Origin of the sequence: Kitasatospora sp. NPDC007106, from assembly GCF_040634455.1 — a bacterium.
In the GTDB taxonomy this organism is placed as follows: domain Bacteria; phylum Actinomycetota; class Actinomycetes; order Streptomycetales; family Streptomycetaceae; genus Kitasatospora; species Kitasatospora arboriphila.
In genome coordinates this window covers 1-18045 of record NZ_JBEYFP010000078.1, presented here as the reverse complement: position 1 = coordinate 18045, position 18045 = coordinate 1, and the positions used below count along the sequence as shown (strand labels likewise).

At 75.5% G+C, this 18045-nt stretch carries 14 protein-coding genes and 1 pseudogene; 7 read left to right on the top strand and 8 right to left on the bottom strand.

Going from position 1 to position 18045, the window contains the following annotated elements; genetic code table 11:
• Positions 1-682 (bottom strand): annotated as a pseudogene (locus ABZ641_RS10705) (hypothetical protein); the annotation flags it as partial.
• 118 nt (positions 683-800) lie between these two features.
• Between ABZ641_RS10705 and ABZ641_RS10700 the strand changes: the two are divergent.
• Together ABZ641_RS10700 and ABZ641_RS10695 are read left to right on the top strand one after the other, a co-directional pair.
• Positions 801-1739 carry an NAD-dependent epimerase/dehydratase family protein gene (locus tag ABZ641_RS10700; protein WP_359980779.1) on the top strand — a complete coding sequence of 313 codons (939 nt, stop codon included), beginning with the start codon at positions 801-803 and terminating at the stop codon, positions 1737-1739.
• Between the two features lie 81 nt (positions 1740-1820).
• A complete protein-coding gene (locus ABZ641_RS10695; protein ID WP_359980776.1) occupies positions 1821-2921 on the top strand; it encodes an ionic transporter y4hA in 1101 nt (366 codons plus the stop codon).
• A gap of 27 nt (positions 2922-2948) precedes the next feature.
• Here the strand turns inward: ABZ641_RS10695 and ABZ641_RS10690 are convergent, their stop codons facing one another.
• Positions 2949-3758, bottom strand: a complete 810-nt coding sequence (locus ABZ641_RS10690; RefSeq protein WP_359980773.1) for a DapH/DapD/GlmU-related protein — start codon at positions 3756-3758, stop codon at positions 2949-2951.
• A gap of 88 nt (positions 3759-3846) precedes the next feature.
• Here ABZ641_RS10690 and ABZ641_RS10685 point away from each other — a divergent pair, with 88 nt between their 5' ends.
• Positions 3847-4602: a maleylpyruvate isomerase family mycothiol-dependent enzyme gene (locus ABZ641_RS10685; protein ID WP_359980771.1), complete on the top strand. Its 756-nt coding sequence runs from the start codon at positions 3847-3849 to the stop codon at positions 4600-4602.
• Positions 4603-4631: 29 nt separating this feature from the next.
• Here ABZ641_RS10685 and ABZ641_RS10680 read toward each other — a convergent pair whose 3' ends face one another.
• A complete protein-coding gene (locus tag ABZ641_RS10680; protein ID WP_344625085.1) occupies positions 4632-5396 on the bottom strand; it encodes an enoyl-CoA hydratase family protein in 765 nt (254 codons plus the stop codon).
• Between the two features lie 138 nt (positions 5397-5534).
• On the opposite strand from ABZ641_RS10680, the gene ABZ641_RS10675 reads away from it, so the two are divergent.
• Positions 5535-6308, top strand: coding sequence for an ATP-grasp domain-containing protein (locus ABZ641_RS10675; RefSeq protein ID WP_359980768.1), 774 nt, complete (start codon positions 5535-5537; stop codon positions 6306-6308).
• Between the two features lie 55 nt (positions 6309-6363).
• On the opposite strand, the gene ABZ641_RS10670 is transcribed toward ABZ641_RS10675, so the two are convergent.
• Entirely contained in the window at positions 6364-7629 is a 1266-nt protein-coding gene (locus tag ABZ641_RS10670) for an MFS transporter (protein WP_359980765.1), read from the bottom strand.
• Positions 7630-7700: 71 nt separating this feature from the next.
• On the opposite strand from ABZ641_RS10670, the gene ABZ641_RS10665 reads away from it, so the two are divergent.
• Together ABZ641_RS10665 and ABZ641_RS10660 are read left to right on the top strand one after the other, a co-directional pair.
• On the top strand, positions 7701-8684 hold the full coding sequence (locus ABZ641_RS10665; RefSeq protein ID WP_359980763.1) for a helix-turn-helix domain-containing protein: 984 nt from the start codon (positions 7701-7703) through the stop codon (positions 8682-8684).
• Positions 8685-8813: 129 nt separating this feature from the next.
• A complete protein-coding gene (locus ABZ641_RS10660) occupies positions 8814-11099 on the top strand; it encodes a glycosyl hydrolase family 18 protein (RefSeq protein WP_359980760.1) in 2286 nt (761 codons plus the stop codon).
• A 175-nt stretch (positions 11100-11274) separates the two neighbouring features.
• Here the strand turns inward: ABZ641_RS10660 and ABZ641_RS10655 are convergent, their stop codons facing one another.
• Positions 11275-12474: a geranylgeranyl reductase family protein gene (locus tag ABZ641_RS10655; protein WP_344625095.1), complete on the bottom strand. Its 1200-nt coding sequence runs from the start codon at positions 12472-12474 to the stop codon at positions 11275-11277.
• A 201-nt stretch (positions 12475-12675) separates the two neighbouring features.
• On the opposite strand from ABZ641_RS10655, the gene ABZ641_RS10650 reads away from it, so the two are divergent.
• Positions 12676-14040 (top strand): dipeptidase, encoded by a 1365-nt coding sequence (locus ABZ641_RS10650; protein ID WP_359980757.1) that lies wholly within the window; start codon positions 12676-12678, stop codon positions 14038-14040.
• Here the strand turns inward: ABZ641_RS10650 and ABZ641_RS10645 are convergent.
• The 3 genes from ABZ641_RS10645 to ABZ641_RS10635 form a co-directional block, all read right to left on the bottom strand.
• Complete coding sequence (locus ABZ641_RS10645) at positions 13991-14782, bottom strand: DUF4184 family protein (protein WP_359980754.1); 792 nt, start codon at positions 14780-14782, stop codon at positions 13991-13993. The genes ABZ641_RS10650 and ABZ641_RS10645 overlap by 50 nt on opposite strands.
• Positions 14783-15133: 351 nt before the next feature.
• Positions 15134-16192, bottom strand: a complete 1059-nt coding sequence (locus ABZ641_RS10640; protein WP_359980751.1) for an NUDIX domain-containing protein — start codon at positions 16190-16192, stop codon at positions 15134-15136.
• A 170-nt stretch (positions 16193-16362) separates the two neighbouring features.
• Positions 16363-17766, bottom strand: coding sequence for an acyl-CoA synthetase (locus tag ABZ641_RS10635; RefSeq protein ID WP_359980748.1), 1404 nt, complete (start codon positions 17764-17766; stop codon positions 16363-16365).
• Positions 17767-18045 lie beyond the last annotated feature (279 nt).

The window sequence follows — 18045 nt, the reverse complement described above, 5'->3', positions numbered from 1 at the left end:
GCCGGTCGAGCAGCCTCAGCACGGCGTCGGGCGGCAGCACGTCGGGGGCGGTGGCGAGCAGGTGCTCGGCGGCGGCCCGGTCGCGGGCGGCGACGGAGGCGAGGCGTTCGCGCAGCCGGTGCGGGAGCTGCGGGCCGGGCCGGTCGGACGCGGCCGCCGCGGTGAGCAGGCGGGCGACGGCCAGGGGTGCGGTGCGGGCGAGCGACTGCAGCACGCCGTCGGGCACCGCGAGCCGTGGCAGCCAGTGGTCGACGGCGGAGGGGGTGCAGGCGGGCAGCAGCCGGGCGGCCTCGCGGGCGTCGTGGCGGTCGCGGACCTCCGGGAGCAGCCGTTCGGCGAGGGCGTGCCGCCGGGAGCGGCGCAGCAGCCGGTAGAGGTCGTGCCTCAGCTCGCGGGGTGCGCTGCGGGCGAGGTCGGCGAGCGCCTCGTCGGGGACGGGGAGGCGTCCGGCGGCGGCGAGCGCGCGGTGGGCGAGCAGCGGGTCGGAGAGGGCCGCGGTGACCCGGTCGAGGTCGCGGCGGACGACGGCGAGGAAGAGCGCGGTGTGCCGGTCGTCGTGGTCGCCGGCGTCCAGTGCGGCGTGCAGCCGCAGGTACCGGTCGGCGGTCAGGGCCCGGCCGTGGCCCGCCAGGGCGGCGGCGCGTTCGGGGCGGGGCATGCGGTCGATGTGCGGGGGGATCATGGGGGCCATCGCGGTCACCGGGACGTCGCGGGGCCGGCCTTTCGGATCGTCATGACGGTGAGCGTGGCAGCATGGCGGGCGGGGCGGCAATCGGTTTTCACCTGCGCGGGGAGTGGTCGTGAAGGTCCTGGTGACGGGGGCGTTCGGGTTCGTCGGGCGGGCGGTGGTGAGTCGGCTCGCCGCGGCCGGCCACGAGGTGCGGGCGCTGAGCAGCAGCCGCACGGACGCCGGCGGGCTGCCGGTCGCGGAGGTGCACCGCGCCGACGTGCGGGACGCGGCGGCGCTGGCGCCCGCGGTGGCCGGGGTCGACGCGGTCTGCCACCTCGCGGCGCTGACCCGCGGCCGGGAGTCGGTGGTGCACCCGCGGGCGCACCACGAGGTCAACCTCGGCGGCACGGTCGCCCTGCTGGACGCCCTGCGCGGACGGCCCGGCGGCAGCGGCGCCCGGCCCCTGGTGGTGTTCGGTTCGACGGCGGCGGTGTACGGCGCGCCGGCGCGGCAGCCGATCGACGAGTCGGCGGAGCCGGCGCCGGGCAGCCCGTACGGCGAGTCCAAGCTGGCGGCCGAGCGGGTGCTGGCGGACCGTGCCGCGGCGGGTGAGGTCCTGGCGGTGGTGCTGCGCTGCTTCAACGCGGCCGGGGCCGGGGACGTGGACGAGGCCCGGATCCTGCCGCGGGCGCTGGCGGTGGCCGCCGGGCGGCATCCGTCGCTGGAGCTGAACGGCGACGGCGGCGTGGTGCGGGACTTCGTGCACGTGGACGACGTCGCCGAGGCGTACCTGCGGGCGCTCGGGGCGCGGGAGGTGGCGGCGGCGCACGGCGGCTGCCGGGTCTACAACGTGGGGGCGACGCCGGCGAGCATGCGGGAGGTCGTCGCGGCGGTGGAGCGGCTGACCGGCCGTCCGGTGCCGGTGGTGCGGCGGCCCGCGCTGCCGGAGTCGCCGCGGCTGGTGTCGGACTGCGGCCGGATCGGGCGGGAGCTCGGCTGGCGGGCCGAACGGTCGGCGCTCGACCGGCTGGTGGCGGACGCCTGGGAGGCCGTCCGGGCCGGGGCCTGACGCCTCCTCCGTCGAGGCGAACTCCCGACACCCCGGCGGCGCTGCCCGGACGGTGCCCGGCCGGGGTGGGAAGCTCGACGGATGATCGACCTGATCCGCCGGGGCCTCGTCCAGTGGACCGTCGCGGTGCCGGTGCTGGCGCTGGTGATGCTGATCCTGACCTGGGGGCGGTCGCTGCCCGGCCCGGTGGTCGCGGTGGTGGCGCTGTTCCTGGCCGGGGCGGTGCTGGCCGCCGTGCACCACGCCGAGGTGATCGCCCACCGGGTGGGCGAGCCGTTCGGCTCGCTGGTGCTGGCCGTCGCGGTGACCGTCATCGAGGTGGCGCTGATCGTGACGCTGATGGTGGACGCCCCGGTCAAGAACGCCACCCTCGCCCGGGACACCGTCTTCGCCGCCGTCATGATCACCTGCAACGGGGTGCTGGGCCTGTCGATCCTGCTGACGGCGCTGAAGCACCGGGTCGCGGTCTTCAACGCGGAGGGCACCGGCGCCGCGTTCGCCACCATCGCCACGCTCGCCACCCTCAGCCTGGTGCTGCCGACCTTCACCACCAGCACGCCCGGTCCGCAGTTCAACACCGCGCAGCTGACCTTCGCCGGGATCGCCTCGCTCGGCCTGTACGGACTGTTCGTCACCACCCAGACGCTGCGCCACCGGGAGTACTTCCTGCCGGTCGGTGCCGAGGGCGAGTTGCTGGACGAGGACGACCACGGCGACCTGCCGAGCCGCCGGTCGGCCTGGTCCAGCCTCGGCATGCTGGCGGTCGCGCTGGTCTCGGTGGTCGGCCTGGCCAAGGGGGTCTCCCCCACCGTCGAGTCGGCGGTCGCCGAGGCGGGTCTGCCGGCCTCGGTGGTCGGCGTGGTGATCGCGCTGCTGGTGCTGCTGCCGGAGACGATCGCCGCGCTGCGTGCCGCGGCGGGCAACCGGGTGCAGACCAGTCTCAACCTGGCGCTCGGCTCCTCGCTGGCCTCCATCGGGCTGACCGTGCCGTCGGTGGCGGTCGCCTCGCTCTGGCTCAGCGGTCCGCTCGTCCTCGGCCTCGGCGCCTCGCACATGGTGCTGCTGGCGCTGACCGTCGCGGTCGGCACCCTCACCGTGATCCCGCGCCGGGCGACGCCGTTGCAGGGCGCCGTGCACCTGGCGGTGCTGGCGGCCTACCTGGTCCTCGCGGTCAGCCCCTGAACACGGGCGGCCGTCGGCCGGGCCGGGTCAGTCGGCGGCGCGGGCGGTGGGCCCGTCGGCGCGGGCGGTGCTCTCGTCGGCGGGCCCGGCCTGGCCGGGGATCCGCAGGTCCCAGCCGACCAGGGCGCGCAGCTGCTCTGCGGTGACGCCGTCCGGGATCGGCTGCGGCGCGTCGTGGCGCAGCGGCGGCTGCCAGCCCTCGTCGGCGGACCAGCTGCGGACGACCTTGGCGGGCGCGCCGGCGACCACGCTGTGGTCGGGGACGTCGCCGCGGACGACCGCCCCGGCGGCGACCACCACGTTGCGGCCGATCCGGGAGCCGGGAAGGATCACCGCGCCGGTGCCGATCCACGAGCCGGCGCCGATCTCCACCGGCTCGTTGCGCGGCCACTGCTTGCCGATCGGCAGGTCGGTGTCGCGGTACTCGTGCGCCTGGTCGGTGATGTAGACGTTCGGGCCGGTCCACACGTCGTCGCCGAGGACGATCGACTGGTGGCCGACGATGTGGCTGCCGCGGCCGATGACGCAGCCGCCGCCGATCCTGACGATCGGTTCGGGGCCGAGGTCCAGGCCGGGCAGGAAGCCGGCGGAGATGGTGACCCGCTCGCCGATGATCGAGAACGGCCCGATGGTGATCCACTGCTCGTTGAAGACCGCGCCGAGCGGGAAGGCCAGCTTGGTGCCGTCGCCGAGCTCGCCGAACCGGTACGGGCCCGGGGTCCGGTTGGTGACCGCCCCGGTCTCCTGCACCCACTTCCACGCCCGGTGCACGACGTGGCCGGCAGCGCGGCGGCCCCGGAGGCGGGCGGCGGCGAGGAGGGTACGGGCGGTCGGCATGCGATCACCGTAGCGGGCGGGCGCCCCCGGCGAGGCGCCGGGCGATCAACATCACACCGGCCGGCGCCGGGCCTGGCAGACTCGCGCCATGGAGATTCCCGAGCTCGTCGACGTCCTGCGCCACGAGGGCGCGTTGCTGGCCGACGCCGCCGCCGCGACGCCGCTGGACGCACCCGTGCCCACCTGCCCCGAATGGCGGTTGCGCGACCTGGTGCTGCACACCGGTCAGGTGCACCGCTGGGCCGCCGCGCACGTGAAGGGCGGGCTGACCCGGCCGCTGGACGCGGCCGGCCAGGAGGCGGCCTGGGGTCCGGCTCCCGCCGACGCCGACCTGGTGGAGTGGTTCCGCACCGGGCACGCCGACCTGGTGACCGTCCTGCGGTCCGCCCCCGCCGACCTGGAGTGCTGGAGCTTCCTGCCGGCGCCCTCCCCGCTTGCCTTCTGGGCCCGCCGCCAGCTGCACGAGACCACCGTGCACCGGGTCGACGCGGAGTCCGCCGCCGGCACCGCCGCGAGCCCGGTCGCCCCGGCCGTCGCCGCCGACGGCCTGGCCGAACTGCTGACCGGCTTCCTGCCCCGGCCGAAGTCCCGGCTGCGCAGCGAAGAGCCGCGCACCCTGGCCGTCCGGCCCACCGACCGGCCGGAGAGCTGGCTGGTGACGATCGGTCAGGAGCCCCCGCAGGCACGGCCGGGCGCCGGGCCCGCCGACTGCACCGTCAGCGGTCCCGCGCACGACCTCTACCTGCTGCTGTGGAACCGCCGCGAGGCCGACGCCGCGGCCGTCTCCGGCGACGCCTCGCTGCTGGACCTGTGGCGGACGGACGCCACCATCAACTGGAGCTGACGGCCCGCCCCGTACCGGCCCCCTGCCGGCTACTGCGCCCAGGGGGCCGGGCGGCGCTCCAGGAAGGCCCGCATGCCCTGCTGCGCCTCCTCCGAACCGAACAGCCGCGCGGACTGCGCGACCCGCTCCTCGGCGTCCCGCTCGAAGGAGTCCACCACGGCCGCGTTCGCCAGCCGCTTCGACTCGGCGAGACCCTGCGGCGAGCCCTGCCGGACGGCGTCCAGCAGCACCTTCAGCGCACCCGCGACGTCGTCGGCGGCCTCGGTGATCAGGCCGATCCGGGCGGCCTCGGCCGGGCCGAAGGTCTCGCCGGTCAGGTAGTAGCGGGAGGCGGCCCGCGGGTCCAGCTTGGGGCGCAGCGGCAGCGAGATCACCGCGGGCGCCAGGCCGAGCCGCACCTCGGTGAAGGCGAAGGTCGACGCCGGGCCGGCGATCGCGATGTCCGCCGCGCCGAGCAGGCCGAGGCCGCCCGCGCGGGCGTGGCCGTCGATCACGGCGATCACCGGCTTGGGGCAGTCGACGATCGCCCGCTGGATGTCCACCAGTCCGCGCGGGCCCACCGTCGGGTCGCTGCCGGTGGCCTCGGAGAGGTCGGCGCCGGCGCAGAACACCTTGCCGGTGTGGCCGAGCACCACCGCCCGGACGGCCGGGTCGGCCGCGGCCTCGGTCAGGCCCTTCGCCAGCTCCGCCATCAGACGGGTGGAGAGGGCGTTGCGGTTGTGGGGGGAGTCGAGTTCGAGGGTCGTCACCGCATCGGCGGTGGTGATGCGGACGAGAGGGCTCTCGCTGGTCATCGTGGATGGCCTGCTTTCCGGCTGAGGGTGGGTCGGACGCGCTCGGAAGGACTCTGGCACGCCGACCGTCCGGTCGGCCAGTACGACCCGGGAAATCCGCTGGCCGCGGCGGGTGCGGCCGGGCCAGCATGAGTCCCCATGACGCTCCTCCTGCTCGCCCCCCGGATCAACGACACCGGTCTGCACCTGCTCACCTGCGCCCGCCGCCGCGGGCTGCGGGCGCACACCGCCGTCCGCTGGGAGGTCCCGGACGAGCTCGCCGGCCTGCGGCCCGCCCACCTGTACGGCGGGCCGCTGTTCGCCGACGTGGCCGCCGGGGCCCTCGGCGTCGCCCCGCTGGAGCCGCCGGCCGACTGGCTGGCCACGCTGCCCGCCGAACTGCTCGGCCGCCGGGTGGAGTGCACCACGCTCGCCGAGGCCCGCCGGCTGCGCCGCCCGGCGTTCCTGAAGCCGCCGGTCGACAAGCTCTTCCCGGCCCGGATCTACCCGGACGGCAGCGGGCTGCCCGGCCCGGACGCCCTCGACGACGACACCCTCGTCCAGATCAGCGACGTGGTCGCGTTCGCCGAGGAGTACCGGCTCTTCGTGCTGGACGGCGCGGTGCGGACGGCGAGCCGGTACGCCGTCGACGGAGACCTGGCCGTCTCCCCGGAGGCCGGCCCCGAGGTGCTCGCCTTCGCCGCCGACGCCCTGGCCGCCGGCGGTCTGCCGAGCGCCGCCGTGGTCGACGTCGGCCGCCTCGACGACGGCACCTGGGCCGTCGTCGAGGCCAACCCGGCCTGGGCGAGCGGCGGCTACGCCTGCGACCCGGAGCACGTGCTCGACGTCGTCCTCCGCGCCGCCGGCCCCACCACCGCCGTCACCCCTGCCGACCTGCCCTACACCCGCCCGGTCCCCGACGTCGTCCGCTAGCGGGGCGAACCCACAGGGGCGCGCGGGGGCACCTGTTCCGGCTGATCCCTCTGCCTCAGGCTGCCGCCGCCGCGGCCTTGCGCCGCAGCGCCCACCCCACCGCCGGCACCATCGCCGCACTGGCCGCGGCGAAGAGCCCGGCCAGGGCCGCCCAGCCGAGGGTGCCGTGGCCGATGACGGCGGTGGTGATCAGGACGGGGCCGAGCATCATCGCCGCGGAGAATCCGGTGTTGAAGACGCCCTGGTACTCGCCGTGCGCGCCCTCCTCCGCGAGGTCGTAGCCGAGGGCCCAGCCGGCGGCCTGGCCGAGCACCTCGCCGAGGGCCTGCAGCGAGGCACCGGCGAGCAGCACCAGCACCGCGGCCCACGCGGGCAGCCCGCCGGCGAGGGCGAAGGCGGCGCAGGAGAGCGCGACGAGCACGCCACCGCGGCGGAAGATCCGGGCTGCGGCGGTCGGCTCCTCGGTGCCGCGGGTGGCCCGCACCTGGAGGGCGACGACGAGGATCGTGTTGACGACGAGCGTGCAGGCGACGAGGACCCGCGGTGCCTCGGTGTGGTCGACGATCCACAGCGGCACGCCGACCTCGATCATGGCGAACTGCAGGCCGAGGACGCCGGCCAGCCCGGCGACCACGAGGTAGGGCAGGTTGCGCAGGGCGGAGCCGGTCCGCGGTGCGCTCTCGTCCGCGGTGCCGCGCGGCCCGGCCTGCGGGGTGGGCAGCAGGGCGTACATCGCGAAGACCGCAACGAAGGTGGCGACGTCGGCGAGGATCGCGGCGGTGTAGGCGCCGCGGGTGTCGGCGACGAGGACGAGGGCGGCGATCCCGGTGCCGACGCCGATGCCGACGTTGGTGACGACGCGGAGGTAGGCGCGGCCGGCGACCCGCCGGTCGGGCGGCAGCACCTCGGCGTAGAGGGCGTTGCGGACGGTCGCGGTGCCGCGGTCGGTGGCGGTGACGGCACAGGCGAGCAGCACGAAGGCGGTGAAGCCGGACACCAGCGGGTAGCAGGCGGTGCCGACGGCCTCGGCGCCGACCAGGGCGAGCAGCACGGGCTTGGTCCCCCAGCGGTCGGCGGCGCGGCCGGCCGGGACGCCGATCAGGACGCCGCACAGGCCCGCCGCGGTGAGGCCGATGCCGACCTGCGCGGCGGGCAGGCCGAGCATCCTGGTGAAGTACAGCGCGCCCAGGGTCATGAAGAGGCCGTTGCCGAGCGTGTTCACCAGGGTGATGGCGGCGAGCCTGCGGACCGTCGGATCGGGGTGCAGCAGGCGTGAGGATGCCCGGGACGCCGCAGGCGCCCCCGTGGAGGTCGTGGTCATGGCATCATCGCACCGCATGCGGATCAGTCACCGGTATTGATTTAGCCCGGGGCTGACGAATGGGGGATCACGTGCACCGTTTCCGGCTCGGCCTGGAGGACCTCGCGGCGGCCTCCTTCGCCTGTTCACCGCTGCAGGAGACGGTGCTCAGCCTGCGGATGTGGACGCACCCGGGCGCGTACGTCCACCAGACGTCGGTCTTCGAGGGGATCCGGCCGGTGTTCGAGCAGCTGGCCTGCGCGCCGCTGCTCCGCTCGCTGGTCGCGACCAACCGCTACGTGCCGGACTTCCTGACCCCGCGGCCGAGCACGCCCTTCCCCGAGTTCCCGGCCGAGCTGGCCGTCGTCCGGACGCTCGCGCCGGAGCTCCTGCGGGGCGAGCTGGAGCGGGCCTTCCTGCCGCACGACCGGCGGCTGCCGCCGCCGCTGGCGGACGGACTGGCCGATCCGGCCGGGCTGATCGCCTCGATCGCCGACGCGCTGGAGGCGTACTGGACGCACTGCCTGGCTCCGCAGTGGTGGCCGCGCGCCCGGTCGGTATTGCACGCGGACATCGTGCACCGCTCCCGGATGCTGGCGGAGCGCGGCGCGGCGGCGCTGTTCGAGGACCTGGACCCGCGGCTGCTGTGGCAGGACGGCGTGCTGACGATCCGCCGCGACTGGGGCGACGGCGACACCGACATCGCGGTGGGCGGCCGCGGTCTGGTCTTCACCCCGACGTTCTTCGCCCGCGGCGCGATCACCAGCATCAGCGACGATCACCCACCGGTGATCAACTACCCGGCCCGCGGGCAGCGGACGATGGCCGGCCCGGCGGTGCCGCCGCCCACCCGGCGGGCCCTGGAGCAGCTGGTGGGGGTGCCCAAGGCGCGACTGCTGACCATGCTGGACGAGCCGACCAGCACCACCGAGCTGGCCCGGCGGCTCGGCGTCACCCCGGGCGCGGTCAGCCAGCACCTGGCCGTGCTCGCCGACACCCGTCTGGTCAGCCGGGCCCGGCACGGCCGGGTGGTGCTGTACGCGCGCAGCCCGCTCGCCGACGAGCTGCTCCGGTAGCCCGTCCGACAGATCGTCAACTCAACGACACGACGGCCCTGTTGACCCGATTGGTCCATACCACCTACAGTCGTCGACGGCTTCCCGGCACCCCTGTACGGCACCCCCACACCAGACAGGGAGACCACCATGCACGACCGGCCGCCACGGCGCGCCAGGGCCCGTACCACCGCCCTGCTCGCCGTGCTCGCACTGCCGCTCGCCCTGCTCGCCGCGGTCCCGGCGCACGCCGCCGGCCGCCTCACCGCAAGCTTCACCACGGCCGACAACGGCTCCTGGTGGAAGGGCACCTTCGTCGTCCGCAACGACAACGCCACCGCCGTCACCGGCTGGACCCTGGAGTTCGACCTCCCGGCCGGGGTGACGATCTCCAGCAGCTACAACGGCCAGGCCACCGTCGCCGGCCGGCACGTCACCGCCGTCAACGCCTACTACAACGGCACCGTCCAGCCGCACGGCAGCACCGAGCCGTACAGCTTCTGGTTCGTCGCCAACGGCCCGATCGGCACGCCCACCGGCTGCCGGATCAACGGCGACAAGTGCGACGGCACCGCCGACGTGCCGCCCGGCGCGCCAGGCACCCCGCAGGTCACCGACACCACCGCGCACACCGTCGCCCTGAGCTGGCCCGCCGCCACCGCAGGAGACTTCCCCGTCGCCTCGTACGAGGTGCTGAACGGCTCGACCGTGCTCGGCACCTCCACCACCACCTCGGCCACCCTGACCGGCCTCACCCCGGCGACGGCGTACACGCTCACCGTGCGCGCCAAGGACAGCCGCGGCAACACCGGCCCGCTCAGCCCCGCGGTGACCGCCCGGACGGTCGACCCGGCGAGCGACACCGTGCCGCCCACCGCGCCGACCGCCCTGCGCACCACCGCCGTCACCTCCAGCAGCGTCGCGCTGGCCTGGACGGCGGCCACCGACAACCAGCGGGTCGCCGCCTACGACGTCTACCGCGACGGCGTGCTCGCGCAGACCGTCACCGGCACCACCGCCACCGTCACCGGCCTCTCCCCCGCCACCGCGTACGGCTTCACCGTCCGCGCGCGGGACGCCGCCGACAACGCCTCCCCGGCCACCCCGGTGCTGAGCGTCACCACAGCCGACCTGGTCGGCCCCGGCAAGTACGCCCGGGTCGGCTACTTCACCCAGTGGGGCATCTACGGCCGCCAGTACTTCGTGAAGAACCTCGACACCTCGGGCAGCGCCGCCAAGCTCGACGTGATCAACTACGCCTTCGAGAACATCGACCCGGTCAACCTGACCTGCCTGGCCGGCGTCACCAAGGGCACCACCGCCGACCCGCAGGACCCGGACCAGGGCACCGGCGCCGGCGACGCGGACGCCGACTACTCCCGCCCGTTCAGCGCCGCGCAGTCCGTCGACGGCGTCGCCGACGACGGCTGGGCCCCGCTGCGCGGCAACCTCAACCAGCTGAAGAAGCTCAAGGCCAAGTACCCGAACCTCAAGGTCGTCGTCTCGCTCGGCGGCTGGACCTACTCCAAGTACTTCTCCGACGCGGCCGCCACCGACGCCTCCCGCAAGAAGCTCGTCTCCTCCTGCATCGACGTCTGGATCAAGGGCAACCTGCCGCTCTACAACGGCGCCGGCGGCCCCGGCACCGCCGCCGGGATCTTCGACGGCATCGACCTCGACTGGGAGTGGCCCGGCTCCCCCGACGGCCACCCCGGCAACCACTGGTCGGCGAACGACAAGGCCGACCTGACCGCGCTGCTCGCCGAGTTCCGCACCCAGCTGGACGCCCTCGGCGGCCCGCACCGGCTGCTCACCGCCTTCACCCCGGCCGACCCCGCCAAGATCGCCCAGGGCTGGGACCTCTCGAAGATCTTCCAGTCCCTCGACATCGCCAACGTCCAGGGCTACGACTTCCACGGCGCCGGCAGCGACAACTCCTGGGAGCCGAACCGCACCGGCCACCAGGCCAACCTCCACACCGACGCCCAGGACCCGTACGGCTTCCACTTCTCGGTGGAGTCGGCCGTGCAGACCTACCTGGACGCCGGGGTCAACCCGCGCAAGCTCACCATCGGCCTGCCCTTCTACGGCCGCGGCTGGCAGCACGTCACCGACGGCGGGGCCAACGGCGAGTGGCAGGCCGCGGGCGGCGCGGCCCCCGGCCAGTTCGCCGAGGAGGCCGGCACCCGCGGGTACGACAACCTGCTCACCAGTGTGCCCAACCTGACGGTCCGCCACGACGAACAGTCCGTCTCCACCTACGGCTACACCGGCGCCGGCGGCCAGTGGTGGACCTTCGACGACCCCTGGTCGATCGCCAAGAAGACCGCCTGGCTGAAGTCCAAGGGCCTGCTCGGCACGATGATCTGGGAGATGTCCGGCGACACCCCGTCCGGCACCCTGATCACCGCCGTCGACACCGGCCTCAAGCAGTGAGCCTTCCCACCAGGGGACGCCACTAGGGGACGCCGCTGGGGGCGCGTGGGGGCACCTCCCGGCCGAAGGCCGGGGGAGAACTGCGCAGTCCGGACGCGGGCCACCCTACGAGGTCAGGCCCGCCCGAGTCTGCCGCAGTCCCCGCGCCCCCACAGGCACGCTCCCGCCGGAGGCGTCACCGCCCGGCGACCGACGCCAGCTTCCGCGCGGCGCGGTGCTCCCGCATCACCTGCGCGAACGTCGTGTGCCCCTGCGTGGTCCGGGCGAAGGCCCGCCACGCGGGGTTCACCAGGCAGACCGCCGCGTGGAACAGGTGCGGACGCCGCTCGAAGGCCCCGAGCATGACCTTGCCGGCCCGCATCTCCACGCCCAGCCCCGCCTTGATCGCGAAGGCGTAGTTGAGCGCCTGCCGCCGCACGTCCGCGTTGCCCTCGGCCTCGGCGACCTTCACCGCCCACTCGCCGGCCAGCCGGCCCGACCGCAGGGCGTAGGAGATGCCCTCGCGGGTCCACGGCTCCAGCAGGCCGGCGGCGTCGCCGGCCACCAGCACCCGCCCGCGGGAGAGCGGCGAGTCCTCGGCGCGGCAGCGCGTCAGGTGGCCGGACTCGATGCTCGGCTCGAAGCCGGACAGGCCCAACTGCCGGATGTAGTCGGCGAGGTACTGCTTGGTGCGCTCGCCGTCGCCGCGCGCCGAGATGACGCCGACGGTCAGCGTGCCCGAGTCGGTCTTCGGGAACACCCAGCCGTACGAGCCGGGCAGCGGGCCCCAGTCGAGGTGGATCCGGCCGGCCCAGGCCCGGGAGACCTCCTCCGGCACCGGGATCTCCGCCTCCAGGCCGAGGTCGATCTGGTCGAAGGAGACGCCGACGTGGCGGCCGATCCGGCTGGCGGAGCCGTCGGCGCCGACCACCGCGCGGGCCTCGATCCGGCGGCCGTCGGCGGTGGTGACGGACACCGTGCGGCCGCCGCCGTCCTGCTCGACGCCGGTCGCGGTCACGCCGGTGACCAGCACCGCGCCGGCCTGCTCGGCGGCCTGCACCAGGCGCAGGTCGAACTCGTCCCGGTTGACCAGGCCGAACAGCATCCGCTTGGAACGGCGGGTCCGGGTGAAGCGGCCGCCGAGCGCGAAGGTGACGGCGTGGATGCGGTCCTGCAGCGGCAGCTTGAAGTCCGGCGGGAGGGTGTCCCGGGAGGGGCCGATGATGCCGCCGCCGCAGGTCTTGTATCGGGGGTGCTCCGCCTTGTCGAGGAGCAGCACGCGGCGGCCCTGGGTGGCGGCGGCGTACGCGGCCGAGGAGCCGGCCGGGCCGGCTCCGACCACGACCACGTCCCAGACGCCGCCGAGCGGGTCGGGCTCGGTGGCCTCCGGGTCCACGGCGGTCCGGCCGGAGGCCGCGGGAACGGCCTCGACGGCCTCGTGCTCGTCGGAGTGCGGGTCGAGGGAGCTACCGGTGTCAGTCACGATCGCATCCTAGACCCGTCCGCCACCGCCGCGACCAGGGATGACGCGGGCCACGACGAGGCGTCGACCTATGATCGGACAAATCACCCGCACCTCGTCAACAGGAGACACCTGATGACCCAGCAGCACCTGGCGGCGGCCGTCCGATCCCTGATGCCGCGCGCCAAGGCCGACCTGGCCGAGCTGGTCGCCTTCCCCTCCGTCGCCGACCTCCGGCAGTTCCCGGTCGAGGAGTGCGAGAAGGCAGCCCGCTGGGTCGCCGACGCGCTCGCCGCCGAGGGACTCACCGGCGTGCGGCTGCTGGACACCCCCGACGGCACGCAGTCCGTCTACGCCGAGCTGCCCGGCCCGGCCGGCGCCCCGACCGTGCTGCTGTACTCGCACTACGACGTCCAGCCGCCGCTCGACGAGAGCGCCTGGCAGAGCCCGCCCTTCGAACTGACGGAGCGTGACGGCCGCTGGTACGGCCGCGGCGCAGCCGACTGCAAGGGCAACATCCTCATGCACCTCACCGCACTGCGGGCGCTCCGCGAGGTCGACGGCGGTCTGCCGGTCGGCCTGAAGGTGATCGTCGAGGGCTCCGAGGAGCAGGGCACCGGCGGCCTGGAGCGCTACGCCGAGGCGCACCCGGAGCTGCTCGCCGCCGACGTGATCGTCATCGGCGACACCGGCAACTTCGCCCCCGGCCTGCCCACCGTCACCGCCAGCCTGCGCGGCATGACGGTGGTCGAGGTCGCCCTCACCACCCTCGGCGGCAACCTGCACTCCGGTGCGTTCGGCGGCGCCGCCCCGGACGCCCTGCAGGCCATGGTGAGGCTGCTCGGCACCCTGCACGACGAGCACGGCGACGTCGCCGTGGCGGGCCTGACGGCCGACCAGGTCTGGCCGGGCGTGCAGTACGACGAGGAGCAGTTCCGGGCCGACGCGAAGGTCCTGGACGGCGTCGGGCTGACCGGCACCGGCACGGTCGCCGACCGGCTCTGGGCCCGCCCCTCGGTCACCGTCCTCGGCATCGACGCGCCGCCGGTGATCGGCGCCACCTCCTCCGTCCAGGCCGCCGCCAAGGCCCTGGTCAGCCTGCGGATCCCGCCGGGCACCGAGCTCAAGGCCGCCCAGCAGGCGCTCGTCGCCCACCTGGAGGCGGCGGTGCCGTGGGGGGCGCAGGCCACCGTCACCCTGCTCAGCGGCGGCGAGGCGTTCAGCGCCGACACCACCGGGCCCGCCTACGAGGCGATGGGCGAGGCCATGCAGGAGGCGTTCGGCCGCCCGATGGTCAGCTCCGGCGAGGGCGGCTCGATCCCGCTCTGCAACACCCTGCGCACCCTCTACCCACAGGCCGAGATCATCCTGATCGGCGTCGAGGAGCCGACCACCCAGATCCACGCGGTCAACGAGAGCGTCGACCCCGAGGAGCTGGAGCGGATGGCCCTCACCGAGGCGCTGTTCCTGCGCGCGTACGCCCGGCTGCGCTCGGCCTGACGCACCGCCGTCCCGCCCCGGGTGCCGTCCCACCGGACGGCACCCGGCCGCGGGCCGCGGCCAGCGCCGCGTACACCGTCGACCCGACCGCCAGACCGGCGCCCGCGCCGAAGCAGAACTCCGGGACGACCGACCGCTGCCGCCGCGCCAGCCGGTGCACCGCGCCGGCTGCCGTGGCCGCCACCAGACCCGCCACCACGGCCGGTCTCCGCTGCGGCGCCTGCGGCGGCGCCTCCCGGCGCACCCGGGCCCGCAGCACGGCCAGACCCAGCAGCGACGTCCCGTACTGCAGCACCGTGCAGAGCGGCAGCCCGGCCGCCACCGGCCGTTCCAGCACCGGGAACGCCCGCACCCCGGCGCGCCCGGGATGGGTGAACGAGTCCCAGACCACGTGGCTCGCCGCACCGACCGCCGCCGACAGCACGAACGCCCCGGCCCCGGCGGCACCGCGCGGCAGCGGCCCCTCCGCCGGCACCGGCAGCAGGCCGGTCAGCGGCTCGCGCAGCAGGCCGTGCCAGACCGCGGCCATCCCCGCCGCGATGCCCGCGTCCACGGTCGGCACGGCCCACCAGCGGTGCGTGAGCGCCCCGTACCGGTAGACGCCCGGCAGCAGCGAGTCGGCGAAGAACGGCACGTCGGGCGCCATCGCCCCCGCCACCAGCCCCGACGCCACCCAGACCCGACCGTCCCCCCGCCCGATCAGCGGCACCACCGCCGCAACATGGCTCAACGTGAACGGCATCCCCCCATCCTCCCCGCCGGGGTGCGGATCACGCACCCCGCAAGGGGCCCGGGAACCGCGCGCCCAGGGGGCGCGTGGGGGCACCTCCGGCCGAAGGCCGGGGGAGAACTGCGCGACCCGAATGGCGCGAACCCGCGGAATCGCGCCCACCCCGGGACCGCCCCACCACCCCGCACCCCTGCACGCCCGCCGCGTACCACCCCTCCCGCCCCCGCCGGCCCGCCATCATGGAACCGTCGGTCCGCGGCCCTCCCCGTCGACCGGGAGGCGGCCGGGCCCGCCCCCGGCCGTCTCCCGTCCATCCCCCGTCCTGCCCCTGTCCTGGCCCTGTCCTGCCCCGCAACCCCCCGGTCAGCCGGCCGTGGCGACCCCGACCGCGGCGGGCAGCCCCGCCTCCAGGTACCGCAGTTCGCCGTGCTCGCGCGCGTCGAGTGCGGCGGCGAGCCGCCGCAGCCGGGCGGCGGGCAGCAGCCCTGCTGCCTCGTCGAGGGTGACGAAGCGCCAGCTGCGCAGTTCGTCGGCCTGCAGCCGCAGCTGCTGCCGGGCCTCGGCACCGAGCCGCCCGCCGTCGTAGACGAGTCGCAGGCCGCCGCGGCGGGGGCCGGTCCGGGGCTCCCAGTCGACGGCGAGCAGCCGCAGTGCGTGGGCGTCGAGGTGGAGGCCGAGTTCCTCGGCGGTCTCCCGCAGGGCGGCGTCGGTCGGTGCCTCGCCGCGTTCGACGACTCCGCCGGGGAACTCCCAGGCGGGCTTGTAGACGGGGTCGACCAGCAGGACGCGGTCCTGTTCGTCGAAGAGCAGGACGGCGGCGGCGACGGTGTCGCCGGTCGGGTCTGCGCTCTGCACGATCGGGCAGCGTGCGGTGCCCTCCTCGACGAGCCGGACGAGCCTGCGGGCGGTCTGCTCGGGGGTGAGTCCGGTGGTGTCGACGAGCTGGGCGTCACGGGCGAGCCATCGTCTGGCCGCGCGGTAGGCGGGCAGGTGGTCCAGGCACCAGCGGCGGACGCGCTCGCTGCGTTCGGGGTCGCCGGGGCATTCGTCCCGGGCGGCTATCCGTTCCTGCAGGATCGTTTCGTCAGGGTCCAGCACGAAGTGGTGGACGGCGATCCCGCGGGAGGCGAGCGCCCCGAAGATCTCGTCGCGGTAGTCCTCGCGCAGCAGCGTCATGGGGACGACCAGCGGGCCCGGCACCTCGGCGAGCAGGGCCGCGGCGACCTCGGGCACCAGGCGCCGCCAGGAGGGGAGGTCCTGGTAGTCGGCGACCGGGGCGAGCCGGTCGGCGGGCAGCAGCCGGCAGAGTCCGGCGCCGACCAGTTCGGGGTCGAAGAGGAGGCTTCCCGGCAGGAGCTCCACGAGTTCCCGGCACGCGGAGGTCTTCCCCGCGCCGAACGTGCCATTGACCCAGACGATCACAGAGCATCCCCTGCCCTCGGCCCACCCCGGTGCCCCACGCACCGGGCGGCGGGAGTCCGTGCTGCGGCCCCCGCGCCACACCGGTGGTACCCGTACGGGCCGCCGTCCCATGCCTGGCGGCGCCCGGAAGCGTCGGCGTCCGGCCACCGGGCACATGCCGGGCGGGGCGGTCAGCCGCGTTCGAGCAGCTGCTTCTTGAGGACCTTGCCCATGGCGTTGCGGGGCAGTTCGTCCACCAGCACGACCCGCCGCGGGCGCTTGTGGACGGAGAGCCGCGCGGCGACGAAGTCGGTGAGGCCCTCGCCGGTGACCGGCCCGCCGGGGATCACGTAGGCGACCACGGCCTGGCCGAGGTCGTCGTCGGGCACGCCGACCACGGCGGCGTCGGCGACCTCGGGGTGGTCCCGCAGCGCGGCCTCGACCTCGCCGGCGCCGATCCGGTACCCGCCGCTCTTGATCAGGTCGAGGGAGGCCCGGCCGACGATCCGGTGGAAGCCGTCCGGGCCGATCACCGCGACGTCCCCGGTGCGGAACCAGCCGTCGGCCGTCCAGGCCTCCGCGTCGGCGTCGGGGCGGTTGAGGTAGCCGGCGAACAGCGTCGGCCCGGCGACCTGCAGCTCGCCGACGGACTCGCCGTCCGCGGGGACCTCGCCGCCGTCCTCGCCGACGAGCCGGGTGCGCACCCCGTCCAGCGGCAGGCCGACGCTGCCGGGGCGGCGCTCGCCGTCGGCGCGGGTGGAGACGGTGATCAGCGACTCGGTCATCCCGTAGCGTTCGATCGGCTCGTGGCCGGTCAGCTCGGCGAGGCGTTCGAAGACCGGGACGGGCAGCGGCGCGCTGCCCGAGACGAGCAGCCGGGCGCCGGACAGCGCCCGTGCGGCGGTGCCGTCCGCCGTCACCCGCGACCAGACGGTCGGCACGCCGAAGTAGAGGCTGCCGCGCGCGCCGGCGTACGCGCCGGGCGTGGGCCGCCCGGTGTGCACCAGGCGACTGCCGGTGCGCAGCGCGCCGAGCACCCCCAGCACCAGCCCGTGCACGTGGAAGAGCGGCAGCCCGTGGACGAGGATGTCGTCGGCCGTCCAGCGCCAGGCGTCGGCGAGGCCGTCCAGGCCGGCGGCGACGGCGGAGCGCGGGAGCACCGCACCCTTGGGCGCACCGGTGGTGCCCGAGGTGTAGAGGACGAAGGCGGGCCGCTCCGGCGCGGGCTCGGCGAAGGTCGCGCCGGAGCGCGCGCCGAGGTCCACGGGCACCGTCTCGACGTCCTCCGCCTGCTCCCCCGGCGGGACGGCCAGCAGCGTGGCGCCGGAGTCGCGGAGGATGTGGCTGCGCTCCTTCGGCCCGGAGTCGGGCGGCAGCGGCACCACGGGGACGCCGGCCAGCAGCCCGCCGACCACGGCCGCCACCGTCTCGGCGGTCGGCCGGGCCAGGACGGCGAGGGCGGGCGCCCCCGCGACCCGTTCGGCCACCGCGCCGGCCGCGCCGAGCAGTTCCTCCCACGACATCGCCCGGCCGTCGACCACCACCGCGTCGCCCCGGTCCCCGTGTCCGCCCTCAAGCGCCGTCAGCAGTCCCATGGTCCGGACTCTACGCGCCCCTCCGGGCCGGCACGCGGGGACGTCCCACGGCTCGGGACACCCCGTGGAAGGCCGGTGGAAGGCCACCGGAATGCCACCCGAAGGCCGGCGCGGGGCAGGCGGGAGGCAGGCGCGGCGAAGGGCGCGGCCCCCGGTCTCCCGGGTGCCGCGCCCTCGTGCGCCGTGCGTCGACCGGCCCTCGGATCAGCCCTTGCGGGCCTTCACCTCGGCGGTGAGCTGGGGCAGGACGGTGAACAGGTCGCCGACGACGCCGTAGTC

Coding starts and splice junctions, on each gene's coding strand:
- ABZ641_RS10695 (WP_359980776.1), top strand. CDS start 1,821: ATGATCGACCTGATCCGCCGGGGCCTCGTCCAGTGGACCGTCGCGGTG.
- ABZ641_RS10690 (WP_359980773.1), bottom strand. CDS start 3,758: ATGCCGACCGCCCGTACCCTCCTCGCCGCCGCCCGCCTCCGGGGCCGC.
- ABZ641_RS10685 (WP_359980771.1), top strand. CDS start 3,847: ATGGAGATTCCCGAGCTCGTCGACGTCCTGCGCCACGAGGGCGCGTTG.
- ABZ641_RS10680 (WP_344625085.1), bottom strand. CDS start 5,396: ATGACCAGCGAGAGCCCTCTCGTCCGCATCACCACCGCCGATGCGGTG.
- ABZ641_RS10675 (WP_359980768.1), top strand. CDS start 5,535: ATGACGCTCCTCCTGCTCGCCCCCCGGATCAACGACACCGGTCTGCAC.
- ABZ641_RS10670 (WP_359980765.1), bottom strand. CDS start 7,629: ATGACCACGACCTCCACGGGGGCGCCTGCGGCGTCCCGGGCATCCTCA.
- ABZ641_RS10660 (WP_359980760.1), top strand. CDS start 8,814: ATGCACGACCGGCCGCCACGGCGCGCCAGGGCCCGTACCACCGCCCTG.
- ABZ641_RS10650 (WP_359980757.1), top strand. CDS start 12,676: ATGACCCAGCAGCACCTGGCGGCGGCCGTCCGATCCCTGATGCCGCGC.
- ABZ641_RS10645 (WP_359980754.1), bottom strand. CDS start 14,782: ATGCCGTTCACGTTGAGCCATGTTGCGGCGGTGGTGCCGCTGATCGGG.
- ABZ641_RS10635 (WP_359980748.1), bottom strand. CDS start 17,766: ATGGGACTGCTGACGGCGCTTGAGGGCGGACACGGGGACCGGGGCGAC.